Annotated in this window: 10 protein-coding genes; 6 read left to right on the forward strand and 4 right to left on the reverse strand. The window is 51.7% G+C overall.

The genetic code is table 11. The annotated features are described in order from the left end of the window. Nucleotides 1-141 precede the first annotated feature (141 nt). The 4 genes from GNP95_RS18175 to GNP95_RS18190 form a co-directional block, all read right to left on the reverse strand. Entirely contained in the window at nt 142-2,253 is a 2,112-nt protein-coding gene (locus GNP95_RS18175; protein WP_413773760.1) for an alpha-galactosidase, read from the reverse strand. Between the two features lie 106 nt (nt 2,254-2,359). Then, the gene (locus GNP95_RS18180; protein WP_155612265.1) at nt 2,360-3,676 is read right to left on the reverse strand and encodes an ABC transporter substrate-binding protein; all 1,317 of its coding nucleotides are present in this window, start codon (nt 3,674-3,676) and stop codon (nt 2,360-2,362) included. 124 nt (nt 3,677-3,800) lie between these two features. Further along, nucleotides 3,801-5,447 (reverse strand): response regulator transcription factor, encoded by a 1,647-nt coding sequence (locus tag GNP95_RS18185; protein WP_155612266.1) that lies wholly within the window; start codon nt 5,445-5,447, stop codon nt 3,801-3,803. Beyond that, nucleotides 5,440-7,263 carry a cache domain-containing sensor histidine kinase gene (locus tag GNP95_RS18190; protein ID WP_155612267.1) on the reverse strand — a complete coding sequence of 608 codons (1,824 nt, stop codon included), beginning with the start codon at nt 7,261-7,263 and terminating at the stop codon, nt 5,440-5,442. The genes GNP95_RS18185 and GNP95_RS18190 overlap by 8 nt, the downstream gene beginning before the upstream one ends. A 178-nt stretch (nt 7,264-7,441) precedes the next feature. Between GNP95_RS18190 and GNP95_RS18195 the strand changes: the two genes are divergently transcribed. The 6 genes from GNP95_RS18195 (at nt 7,442) to GNP95_RS18220 (ending at nt 13,069) form a co-directional block, all read left to right on the forward strand. Further along, complete coding sequence (locus GNP95_RS18195) at nt 7,442-8,329, forward strand: carbohydrate ABC transporter permease (protein ID WP_155612268.1); 888 nt, start codon at nt 7,442-7,444, stop codon at nt 8,327-8,329. Further along, the gene (locus GNP95_RS18200) at nt 8,329-9,159 is read left to right on the forward strand and encodes a carbohydrate ABC transporter permease (RefSeq protein ID WP_155612269.1); all 831 of its coding nucleotides are present in this window, start codon (nt 8,329-8,331) and stop codon (nt 9,157-9,159) included. Before GNP95_RS18195 ends, GNP95_RS18200 begins: the two co-directional genes overlap by 1 nt. A 238-nt stretch (nt 9,160-9,397) precedes the next feature. Beyond that, nucleotides 9,398-10,636, forward strand: coding sequence for a peptidase T (gene pepT, locus GNP95_RS18205; protein WP_330163503.1), 1,239 nt, complete (start codon nt 9,398-9,400; stop codon nt 10,634-10,636). Nucleotides 10,637-10,797: 161 nt separating this feature from the next. Continuing rightward, nucleotides 10,798-11,655, forward strand: coding sequence for a carbon-nitrogen hydrolase family protein (locus tag GNP95_RS18210; RefSeq protein ID WP_155612270.1), 858 nt, complete (start codon nt 10,798-10,800; stop codon nt 11,653-11,655). Between the two features lie 30 nt (nt 11,656-11,685). Continuing rightward, nucleotides 11,686-12,357, forward strand: coding sequence for a GNAT family N-acetyltransferase (locus GNP95_RS18215; protein WP_155612271.1), 672 nt, complete (start codon nt 11,686-11,688; stop codon nt 12,355-12,357). A gap of 40 nt (nt 12,358-12,397) precedes the next feature. Continuing rightward, nucleotides 12,398-13,069, forward strand: coding sequence for a GNAT family N-acetyltransferase (locus GNP95_RS18220; RefSeq protein WP_155612272.1), 672 nt, complete (start codon nt 12,398-12,400; stop codon nt 13,067-13,069). Nucleotides 13,070-13,089 lie beyond the last annotated feature (20 nt).

Here is a 13,089-nt window from a genome sequence, read left to right on the forward strand (position 1 = left end):
TTACACCTTATCATGCCCGTCCCGCAAAAAGTCACCACCCCTTCTCTACTTTCGGTCATCCTCCGGTTCGAAGCCGAAAATAAAAGGCCGCACCTACTATAAAAGCAGATACGGCACTCAGGCACATTACAGATATGACAATTACTTCACCTTGATTTCAAGCAGCCTTGCCGTCTCCGGCCGCGGCAGAGCGACCTGGAGAACACTCTCCGCATCGTTCCACTTCCAGCTGCAATCAAATCCCTGCGGATAAGCGCAGCGAATCTCAAGCGCCTGGCCCTGCAACTGCGCGAGGGGCAGACCTATTTCGGCGGACTCGCCACGAACGCGCCAGACGGCCAGATAGATGCTATCCTCGTTGCGCAGTCCTAGACAGATCCACTCATCCTGCTGCTTCGGCAGCCCTAGCGGCCAGAAAGGCAGCGCCTGCGGGATATGATGGCGGATCGACTTATAGTAGTCGAGCGCCTCTTTGACCAACTCGCGGCGGCGAGGGCTTAGTTCGGCGAGATGGCCGCTTTGGTGCACCCGCATCAGCAGAGCGTTCACCATATTGAACACGACTTCCTCATCATCGCCCTCGCGCAGCGGGTAAGACCAGATGGCCGATTGCTCCGGCGTAAGCGCCGAAGGCGACGCTGCCGCGATAGCCGCGTAATTTACGTAATTCTCCTGATCGCTCGTCGACTGGATGCTGTGGCGGCTTAGCATGGCGTAATCCATCCGCATGCCGCCGCTGGAACAATTTTCGATGACCAGCTCGGGATACCTTGCAAAGATCCGGTCCAACCAGGCCAAATATGCCCGGTTGTGCTGAAGCAATCCGTCGCCGAAGCTGTCGGCATCCTTCTCGGTGCCGATCCCCGCATTGATGTTATAGTCCATCTTGATATACCCTACGCCGTAATCCTCCACGAGCCGGCGGATAACTTCGTCCGCATGGGCGATGACCTCTGGATTCCGGTAATCCAGCTGGTAGCGGCTCCGATCCTTCACCCGCTTCCCATGACGCTGGAAGAACCAGCCGTCGTTCGTCTCCTTGAGCTTCGGACTGTTGATTCCCATAACTTCAAGCTCGAGCCATAAGCCGGGAACCATACCCTTGCCGCGGATATAATCGAGCACGTATTTAATCCCTTCCGGGAACCGTTCTGCCGATGGGAGCCACTCGCCTACGCCGTCCCACCATTCGCCGGAAGCGTACCAGCCGGCATCAATACAGAAATATTCGCAGCCTACATCCGCTGCCGCATCGATCAATGGAAGCAGTCTCTCAGGCGTCGGATCACCCCATAGGCAATTCATGTAATCATTAAAAATAACCTGCAGTTGGCGGTTATCTTCATTTGGCCGCCGAATCAATCGGCGGTAATGCGTCAATTGCCCAGCCGCCTCATCGATGGAGCCTTGCACGGCCCCAACCGCAACCGGAACCGAACTGAAGGTTTCGCCCGGTTTCAGCGAAATCCACCAATGGTTGTCGTGTTCAGTCGGTCCGCTGATCAATAGCGTCAGCAAATCGGACTGCTCGATAATTTCCCAGTGCCACGAGCCGTTATGCTCGATTTGCCAGAACAAGGCTGTTCCCGTCTCGCCATTTTCCAGAATCGCCATCGGAACATGCTCCGCTGCGGACCAGGAGCCTGTATTGCTGCAGGACACCCGCTTGGAGCCCCTGTCGATCAAATGCGACAGACCCAGCTCCGGCAAGCTGTACGTCCGCCACTGCAATTCGCTCTGCCAGCCATGGTGCGGAATCGATAGCCGCATTTTGTCGTCCCGAACCCCTGCGCCTTCCTTATCAATGCCGGTTAGCGCGAAGCTGGAGACGTATTCTACGCCTACAGGCTGCGAGCCCTGATTGATCAGCTCGACCCAGCAGCGGACAACAGCCGTCCCCTCATAGAACTGGAAATGCTGGACCGCCTGCAGTGAGGTCACCGGATCGTTTAAGACGATTTCCAGCTTGCGTCCATGAACCGTCCGCTCATCCCGATGCGTCACGTATTGCAGACGCAGGCCAGGATAACTGGCCCGGTGTGTTCTCCCATGATATTCATCCCGGTCTTCGCCCGTCAGCTGCAGTTCGAGCAATCGCAAGCCTTTCTTTTGCGTATCGCTTAAACTGCTAATGATGCCCTCTACAGCCGGCCAAGGCGCAGCACCGAAATGAAGCAATAAGACATCCCGCTCGTCCGTTACCTCAAATACCAGCTGCAGTCCGTTTTCTTCCAGCGTTATGATTTGATTCACCGTAGTTACACTTCCTTTCTTTTGTCCACCGTTCATCTCCTAGATAAAACTTAACTCAGCACCGGGGAGTGCTGAGTTAAGAAAGGAAATATTAGGGTACGCAAAGTTATTCCGCAGAACCAAGTTGGATCCAAGCTTTTTGAATTTCGTCGATGATTTTCTCCTTGGACTGATTTCCGCCAATGTACGCCTGCATCAGCTCACCGAATTTTTGGTGGAATGTATCCAGCGAGTAGTTGATCGCCAAATCGCCAGACGGCTGTACTTGCAGAATTTCATCCATTTGTTTAGGCATATCCAGGTCTGGAAGCGGAGCGTCCTTGATTGGAGGGATAACCTTCGCTACGCCGGAGAACCAGTTTTTGCCGTAATCGGAAGTATACAGCCAGTTGAAGAATTCAACTGTTTCTTTAACAACTTTAGAGTCTTTGTTAATGCGCAGAGCTTGGTCAGCACCGGTAATAATCGTAGCTTGCTCCGCTTTATCGCTTACAGGATATCCTGCGATTCCAAGGTTGATGTCTGGATTGATTTTCTTGATGGCTTCTTCATCCCACGCGCCTTTACCTGTCATGAACGCTGCCTTGCCGGAAGCAAAGTCGCTGACTTGGGCGTTGCTGTCACGCTCAAGCGGCTTATCTGTTCCATGCTTGATCGTTGTGTCGATGAACTCAAAGAAGTTATTGGCCAGAACCGGATGTTCAGCAAATGTCGTGTTGCCAGAAATGAAGCTGTCAACCAAATCCTTCGCGCTCATACTAGCATCCTGAGCTGCCGCATCCACGAAGTGCTGGAAGACGTGCTTCCACACCCACCACTCTTTATAAGCGTTGGCAAAAGGAGTGATGCCTTTCGCTTCCAGCTTGGTGATCGCATCTTGCAATTCAGCCGTAGTCGCAGGCACCTGCGTAATACCGGCTTGCTCAAGCAGATCTTTGTTGTAGATCAGCGTGAAAAGGTTGCCTTTAATCGGAAGACCCAGTACTCTGCCGTCGGAGGAAGACATGTTCGAACGAACGGCATCCGTCATAGCGGCAGCTAGCGGCTCACCTGTCAAATCCGCGCTGTATTCCGCAAAAGTGTCAATATCTCCGCCAGCTGTCGTTTGGAATACGTCCGGCGTGCTGCCTGCCGCAATTCTGGATTTCAGGACCGTATTGTAGTCGGCCTGCATGATTTCCAGGTTGATCGTTACGTTAGGCTTAACTTTTTTGTACTCTTCGATATAAGCATTAAAAGCGTCTGTATATTCCGGAGAAGCTGTAAACATGTTAATCGTTACGGGCTTGGAAGAATCAGCGTTTCCGCCCTCTCCTGCTGCGCCGTTTGTCCCATTGTTGGCTGCCTTGTCGCCGCCGCAGGCTGACAGAAGTCCCATCAACAGCACCAAACTGAATGACATGGCCAAAAATTTCTTCTTCATAAGTTTTTTTACCCCCACTTTCATTGGTTAGTATGTCTATGAGACTATTCTAAAGAAATGGGCTCTTGATAAAAATGTAGATAAGTGGCAACTTGAGGGTAAAAAAGTGTAGTCCTCCCCCTGTTCACTTTTTCTCCCCTTCCTGCCTCAACCTGTACTCTGAAGGCGACACTCCGTAGTAGTTGCGGAATGCCTTGCTGAAATAGTTCTTGTCCTTATACCCCAGCATTTCCGATATTTCCTGGATTTTCAAAGACGGATCGTCCAGGAGCACACAAGCCTTATCCATTCTTACTTTCTGCATGTACTCATGAATCCCGAACCCGAACTGCTGCTTGAACAGCTTCATTAAGTATTCCCGGCTCAGGAAATATTTCTCGGTAAACATGGAAATTTTAATATCCTCGAAATAATGCTGGTCGATGTATTCCTTAATATCCTCGATATGGAAAGGCCGGTTAACGGTCATCGATTCCCGGATCTGCTCGCTGTAATAGTCCAGAATGCGATGAAGCAGCTGCTCGTATTCGTCTGTTGTGCTGAAATCCCCGCTTAATCCCGCTGCATCAAGCGAGCTGCGGGATCCGGTCGCGGGGAGCTTAGCGGAGGAAACACCCAAATCCAGTGCCATATCGTTGAACAGGACGATAATATCGCGAATCATCCGCTCGGCTTCTCCTAGTGTGAAGCTGTCGGCCTCTCTGATTTTCTTCGTAAAGTCTGCGAAAACAATCCTGGCATGATTCATATTTCCGGATTCCAGGGCAGTTCTTAGAATAGGCATCCGGCTAGTCAAAGACATCGGTTCAGGCGCTCCTGCTCTCTCCTTGACGCCAAACACGGTTGTCCCCTTGAGCCTATGGAGGTCGATAGCCATAATCGAGGAGCGCGCTTCATCGTAAGAATCGGCTAACTGCGTAACCTCTTCGTACACATGCCCAATCCCTGCCGCTGATACGATCCCGAACAGGTCGCTTAGCGTATGCCCAACCTTCTTCATCAAATAGTCGGCACGGAAAGCAAGGTCCTCCGGATATCCTCCCTGCATCGTAAAAATCGCGATGATTTCCCTGTCCTGCTTCGGATTAGGGAAGCTGAAGCACATGTCGTCCTCCGTAGCCACCTCGTTAATTACATTCGCCACGGCGAAATACAGCAGCTCCGTGTCCCGGTTAAAGCGCTTGTCGCGGACATGCTGCATATTCAGAAGCTGCAATACGAGCGCGCCAAAACGGTTATCCTCCTTATCGGCACCGATGAGCGGAAGAAACGCTTGGTTGCTCTGCTTCTTGAAGCCCCGCCCGAGGATGGATAAATAAATTTTCTCCTTCAATTTAGGCAGGGACATATTAAAGGCGATATTCCGCGTAATCAGCTCGCTATGCGTCTGCCGCTTCGCCTGCAGCACATCAATCGCCTTGCGCAGCGCTTGATTCAGATCCTGGCGGTTAATCGGCTTCAGCAAATAATCAACGACCTTGGAATGGATCGCCTGCCTTGTAAATTCGAAATCATTGTAGCCGCTAATGACGATCGTCAGCAGTTCGGGATAATCCTGCTCCACAATGCGCAGGAACTCCACCCCGTTCATCTCCGGCATTTTCATATCTACCATCACGAGATCGGGCTGATGCTTCTTAAGCATGTCCAGCCCGGCAACACCATTTGTAGCCTCCCAAATCTCTCCTACCTGCAGTCCTTCCCAATCGCCCAATATTTTAATGGCCTCGCGCAGCGGCTCCTCGTCGTCAATGATGAGTACTTTATACATGTTCTACGCCTCCCCGCGGTATCCTCATCGTCATTTCCGTTCCTGATCCATCGCTGTGGATTGCAAGTCCCGATTGATCGCCATACAGCAGCTTCAAACGGGTATTCAAATTTTTCAGGCCGATATTCTCCCCTTCTTGCTCTTCCCACTCTACTTCAAATGTATGCAATATTTGCTCCAGCCTGTCCGCAGATATGCCCGAACCATCGTCATAAACCGAAATAATGGCATGGCTCTCGTTCACCGTGGCCCGAACGACAATCGTAACCGTCGTGGACACCTTCTCCACCGCATGCTTGATCGAATTTTCAACCAGGGACTGGATGGACAGCTTGGGAATTTGCAGCTCCATTAGCGATTCGTCCCACTCGATATTTACCCGAAGGCGGCTGCCAAATCTAGCGCTTTGCAGCGCCAGATATCTCTCGATATGCTTGAGTTCTTCCCTAGCGTATACGATATCTTTGCCGCTTATGCAGTACCGCAGCGTCAGTGCCAAGGCGTCCACCATATCGGCCACGTCGTCGTTTCCGCTCTTCAAGGCCTTCGTAGATATCGCCTGAAGCGCATTGTAGAGGAAATGAGGGTTAATTTCCGCCTCCAGCGCCTTCAGGATCGCATTTTTCTCGACCAGCTTCATGCGATAGCGTTCATTGATCAGATCATTTGTCCGCCGCACCATCTGATTGAAATGCATCGTCAGGTAAGCTATCTCATCATTGCCCTGGACGGGGGCCTCCGCATCAAACGTCCCTTCGCTGAACCGCCGCATATGGCGCGAGAGCCGATTTAGCGGCCTGGTAATGGCATTTGAAGTCAAAGTAACAAGAATGACCGATATGACCAGAAAAATAAAGCCGATCAAATAACTCAAATTCCGCGCTTTCGTAGCTGCTTCATAAATGCTGCTGTATGGAATCGGCTTGATCAGTTTCCAGCCGTCCTGCTGCCCCACGTCATACACGACGAGGTACCGCTTGTCCCCATCCGACCAAGTGACAGGGCTTCCCGAGTCATCGCCAATGTTCTGGAACCAGTCGGCCGAGCTGATCGCCTCATAAACCTCCAAATCATCCATGTGAAAAGGAACGTTGTCCGGATCGAGGTACATGAGATGTTCTCCCTCTTCGAACGGGATGTCACTCATAATGCTGTCCTTCACCGTCGGCTTCAGGTAGAACGATAGCACCGCCCGCGGCTCCCGCGAGGCAATCGAGCGCAGCACGCGGTGGTAGCCCATGAATTCCGGCTCGGTAATCATCGTATATCCGCTAGTCGCATCCGGCAGGACGAAGGATTGGAACGAACGGTTCTGCGGACTGTTCATCGCCTCCTGGTACCACGGCTGCTCATCGACGCCGCCCTGATAACCGGATCTGACCGTTATATTGTAGGCCTCGCGGCTAATCGAATAATATTTTTGCTGATCGATCAAATACAAATAAATGCTCTCCAGGTCCTTGCGGCTGTAGAACAAATCCCTTAAATAATCTTCGAGATACATTCTGGCGGCATAATCATTGCCCTCTTGCATGACAGCCCGAATAATCTCGTCATATTTGTTGTGGGGCAGTGAGAACTGCTCGATCCCGTCCAGGTAATCCTCCAGCTTCTGATTCACCAGCATCAGGTTGTTCGTCGTACTGGCAATGCTGTTGCTGACTGATTCCTTCTGGAGCATTTGATAGGAAATGACCGTAAGCGATCCTACGATAAGTATAATAATGGATGTAAAAAGCAAGTTTAGCTTATTGACTAATTTGCGAGACATCCGCTCAATAAGCGATTTCATAGCTGCGGTTAAACTTTTGATCATCGCTGTCCCGTCCCCCTGCACGTGCTACAGTTTACCTTTTTACCCTTAACTGTTTTCTTATGTCCATTTAGACGCGTCCGCCCCTGAATTATAATTATTATAGCCGAAAACGACAGAGTGTATAGAAATGGCTGCTCTCTTGTCTGTATAAAATACGTTACGAAAAAGAGGTGCGACTATGTTCAAATTGGGGAGAAAATGGGCTGAACGGTTGGAATTTGGCGTTTTCACACTGCCTGTTCTAATTAGCGTAATAGCCGTGTTCTATTACCCGTTTATGATGACGATTCGCTATTCCTTAACGAAGTGGAATGGAATATCCAAAAACCCTAAATTCATAGGCTTGGACAATTTCAAGCAAATCTTTAGCGGCGATGCCAACTTTATGAATGCAAGCTGGTTTACGATTAAATATGCGATTTTGTACATCGTGCTCGTGAACGTGCTGGCCATTCTGCTGGCGCTTGTTCTGGATATGAAGATGAAATCAACAACCTGGCTCAGAGCCGCATTCTTCATTCCTTACATTCTCAGCTTGGTTATCGTTGGTTTCATTTGGAAGTTTATCTTCATGCAAGGCTTCGAATCACTCGGGGCAAGCACAGGCTGGGGCATATTCAAGCTGAGCTGGCTCGGGGAACCAAATCTGGCCTTCATCTCCGTCCTGCTGGTCTCGATTTGGCAGTCGGTCGGTTTCTATCTCGTGATTTACATCGCCGGTCTGCAATCGGTGCCGGATGATATGAAGGAAGCAGCTACAGTAGACGGCGCGGGTCCAGTCCGCCGCTTCTTCAGCATTACGCTGCCTTTGCTGGCGCCTTCCATTACGATCTCCGTGTTTATGGCGCTGACGAACTCCATCAAAGTATTTGACGTCATCCTGTCCCTCACGGGCGGCGGTCCTGGCGGTACAACCTACAGCGTCGCTTACGATATATACCGGGATACGTTCCAGAATAACCTGTATGGATACGGTACGGCCAAAGCGCTTATTCTATTCGTTGCCGTGCTTATTATCACTATGATTCAATTGACGATCTTCAAACGCAGGGAGGTTGAGGCATAATGAAGAGCAAGAAGGCAGGCCGCATCGTCTTTGAAATATTCATGGTCATTCTCTCGCTGCTGTTCTTGTATCCTTTGTTCTTGACCATCATCAACTCTTTGAAGAGCTTCTCCGAAGTCATGACGGACGTGATTGCTCTTCCAAAAAGTTTGGCCTTCGAGAACTACAGCTATGTATGGAAATACATTAACTATCCGAGATTGTTCCTGAACAATACCGTCATCACGGTGCTTGGCCTGGCCGGGATCGTCCTGATCTCTTCCATCGCGGCTTATAAGCTGGCCAGAACAAAGTCCAAGATGAGCAACCTGATTTATTTCATCGTGATCATGCCAATGCTGATTCCGTTCCAATCGATCATGCTCTCCGTGCTGCAAATGGCGAAGAACTTCCATCTTTCGGACAGCACCTGGGGCCTTGGCATCCTGTATTGGGGTTTCGGCGCACCGCTGGCCATGTTCATTTACCACGGCTTCGTGAAGGGGATTCCCAATGAGATTGACGAGAGCGCGACGATCGACGGCGCTTCCGGTTTCCGCCTGTTCTTCCGGGTCATCTTCCCGCTGCTGAAATCGGTAACGACCACGATCATCATTATCGACGTCATGTGGATCTGGAATGACTTCCTGCTCCCGCTCCTGATGGTCAACGGCTCTCCAACCACGAAGACATTGACACTGGCCGCCTATACCTTCGTAGGGCAATACACCTCGGACTGGCAATATGCCATGACGGCGATGGTGATGGCCGTACTGCCATCCATTATCGTGTTCATGTTCCTGCAGAAGCACATTGTGAAGGGCGTTGTAGCCGGTGCGGTAAAAGGTTAAGGATCGGCACTCAACAAAGTTCTTATTCAATGCAGTCTAACGCCGGGCTTGCGGTTCATCCGCAGTCCGGCGTTTTTGCGGTATATTGGCGGGATTTTCGGATATTTTAGCAATAAGCGCGACTGTTTCCTTCCAGATCGCCCCCTCCTTAGCCGCTTTCATGGCTGCACCCGGTTTGATACAATCTAAACAGATGGAAAAGTAGGATAGAAACCACTAATGAAGAGAGGCTGATCCCGTGAGAGACGAAATCATCAACCGCTTTACTTCCTATGCCCGAATCGACACGCAATCCAATGAAGCCAACGAGATTTGCCCGTCTACTCCCGGTCAACTTACTTTGGCCAGACAGCTGGTACAGGAACTCCAAGAGATCGGCATGGAGGATGTCAGCATGGACGACAACGGCTATGTTATGGCCACCCTGCCGGGCAACACGGTTAAGGACGTGCCTACCATCGGCTTTCTAGCCCACCTGGATACGGCTACCGACTTCTCTGGCGCCAACGTACAGCCGCAAATCGTAGACAATTACAACGGTGGAGACATTCCTTTAAATGAAGCTGGAAATATCGTATTATCCCCTCGGGATTTTCCAGAATTGCACAAATACAAAGGCCATACGTTGATTACGACGGACGGCAACACGCTGCTGGGCGCGGACGATAAAGCGGGGATTGCCGAAATTATGACCGCGATGGCCTATCTGATCCAGCATCCTGAAATCAAGCATGGCAAAATCCGCGTCGCCTTTACGCCTGATGAGGAGATCGGAAGAGGGCCGGAGCGCTTCGACGTAGCGGCGTTCGGCGCGGAGTTCGCTTATACGGTAGACGGCGGGCCCTTGGGCGAGCTGGAATTCGAAAGCTTCAACGCCGCTATGGCGAAAATAACGTGCAAAGGAGTCAATGTGCATCCGGGCACGGCCAAGGGAAAGATGATCAACTCGGCCAAAATCGCCATGGAATTCCACGCCCAGCTTCCAGCCGGGGAAGCGCCCGAGCATACCGAAGGCTACGATGGGTTCTACCATCTCTCTTCGATTAAAGGTGACGTAGAGGAGACACGGATGCAATATCTCATTCGCGATTTCGACCGTCAGCAGTTCGAGGGCCGGAAAGCCAGAATGGAGAGCATCGCCGCTGAACTAAGGGCCAAGTATGGCCATGACAAGCTTGTCCTTGATATCCGCGATCAATATTACAATATGCGCGAGAAAATCGAGCCAAACATGGATATCGTGAATGTCGCCGCCGAGGTCATGAGAAATCTCGGGATTGAACCTGTCATGACCCCGATCCGGGGCGGCACTGACGGCTCCCAGCTGTCCTACATGGGATTGCCCACACCCAACCTGTTTACCGGGGGCGAAAATTACCACGGCAGATTCGAATACATCTCGGTCGACAATATGGTTAAAGCCACCGAGGTCATCATCGGAATTATCCGGCGGTTCGAGGAAAGAGCGCAGTCCTAGAAGACTGCGCTTTTGCGTACACCTCCTGCTTCCTGTACATCGTCCGCCTGCCCGCTTATGGGCGCACACTATACAAAAACACTTTAAATTTTATGTAAAAAGAGCTATTCTGAATGTTCAACAGCTAGGCTGCCATTAATTACTCATATGGGGAGGTACTAATGAAAATCAGGGTATCTGCAGTACAATATCATCTTCATACGATCCGCTCCTTCGAGGAGTTTGCCGACCAATGCCGGCATTACGTAAGAACAGCAGCGGAATACGATGCCGAGTTCATTCTGTTTCCCGAGTTCTTCACCACGCAATTAATGTCCATCGGGAACGAGCGCGGTCAGGCGTTGACCATAAACGAACTTCCCGAATTTACGGAGCCATATTTGGAGCTCTTTACGGCGCTGGCCAAAGAGAGCGGCACTCATATTATCGGGGGAACCCATGTCGTCCGCAAAGGCGGCAAGCTGTACAATACGGCGCATTTGTTCTATCCTGACGGCAGGATCGGGGAGCAGCCCAAGCTGCATATCACCCCAACAGAAGTGAAGGAATGGAACATGAGCGCAGGCGAGGGTCTGCAGGTGTTCGAGACGGACAAAGGAACAATCGCCATGCTCACCTGCTACGACATTGAGTTCCCGGAAATTGTGCGAATGGCCAAAGCCAAGGGCGCGGACGTCATATTCTGTCCTTCATGCACCGACGATCGCCACGGCTTCCACCGCGTTCGCTATACGAGCCATGCCCGAACGATTGAGAACCAGATCTACGTTGTCCTTACCGGAACGGTCGGCGCGCTGCCAACGGTCGATTTCATGCGCGCCAACTTCGGACAGGCGGCGATCATTACACCAAACGATATTCCGTTCCCGCCGCGCGGCCTGCTGGCCGAAGGCGAAATCAACCATGACATGATCGTGACCGCCGACCTGGATCTGGAGCTCCTCTATCAAGTGCGGGACAGCGGCTCGGTCACAACCTGGCGGGATCGGCGCACCGATTTATACACGGATTGGAAATAGTCAGCTGCTTTTCGTGAAGGAGGGCTTGCCATGTATCATAAAGAGCTGTATGTATTTGACGGGAATCGCCCTGTTCCAGCCGTCATTCGGAACTATGGCCCAGGAGACTTCCCCGGCCTGATTGCGGTGCAGCAAGAGAGTTTTCCGCCTCCCTTCCCGCCCGAGCTGTGGTGGAATACGGAGCAGCTTGGCAATCATGTCCGACTGTTCCCGGAAGGAGCGCTGTGCATCGAAATCAACGGTGAAATCGCCGGATCGATGACGGGGCTGCTCGTGAAGAACGAGAGCGTTCAGCCAGGCCATGCCCATACTTGGGAAGAAGTGACCGACGGCGGGTATATCCGTAACCATGACCCTCATGGAGGCACGCTGTACGTGGCGGATATTAGCGTTCGCCCCACGTACCGGAAGCTGGGACTGGGTAAGTGGCTGATGCTGTCCATGTACGACGTCGTTGTCCAGCTCGGGATTGACAGGCTGCTCGGCGGCGGGCGAATGCCCGGATATCATTTACATGCCGGGAATATGACGGCAGAAGAATACCTTGAAGCCGTAATCAGCGGCAGGCTGAAGGATCCGATCATCACCTTCATGCTTCGCTGCGGCCGCACGCCGGTCGGCGTCGTCCCTAACTATCTGGAGGACGAGGAATCCTGCCATTATGGGGCATTAATGGAATGGCGGAATCCCTTTAAAAGATAAATGACCTAGAACAATAAAAAGACGATTAGGAGGTTCACCTATGGAATATCATCGCATTACGAGCATTGAAGATCCTTTGTTCCGCAGCATGCACGAGCTGATGCAGGAAGTGTTCCCGCCTGAGGAAGTGCTGGAATTCGGCCTGTGGAAGGAGCCGCTGGAGGACCCGGGCATTCGCGTATTTGTCGCCGTACATGAAGGCAAGGTGGTTGGAGCTACGGAATACCGCTATTATGAGGATTTTAACGTGGCCATGACGGATTTCACGATTATCGGGCGCTCCGGGCTTGGGATAGGACCCTTCCTGGCGAAGCAGCGGGGCAAGGATCTGGAGGCGCTGGCTGCGGAGAACGGCGTCAAGCTGCATGGCATGTTCGCGGAGATCTATGATCCTTACCAGGTAGGAGAGCATGAATTCGGCGGCGTGAAGCCGATGGATCCTTTCGTGCGCCGTGAAGTACTTTCGCATCTGGGCTACAAGCGCCTCGACTTCGAATACGTGCATCCGTCCTGGAACAATGACGGGGAAGCCGTGACGGGGCTCGATCTGTGCTTCCTGCCTACCGACGACGAGCAGGATCGGCTGTCGGCCGAGCTGATCGTCAGCTTCCTTAAGCGTTATTACGCTGTGCTGCCTAACCGGCCGCAGTCCTGGTATGACATGGTGAAGCGTTTGGAAGCTCAATCCGAAGTAGCCTTGCTGCCGCTATAGAAGCTATTTTCAACTGATCC

This window comes from Paenibacillus woosongensis, from assembly GCF_009725165.1.
Lineage (GTDB): Bacteria > Bacillota > Bacilli > Paenibacillales > Paenibacillaceae > Fontibacillus > Fontibacillus woosongensis.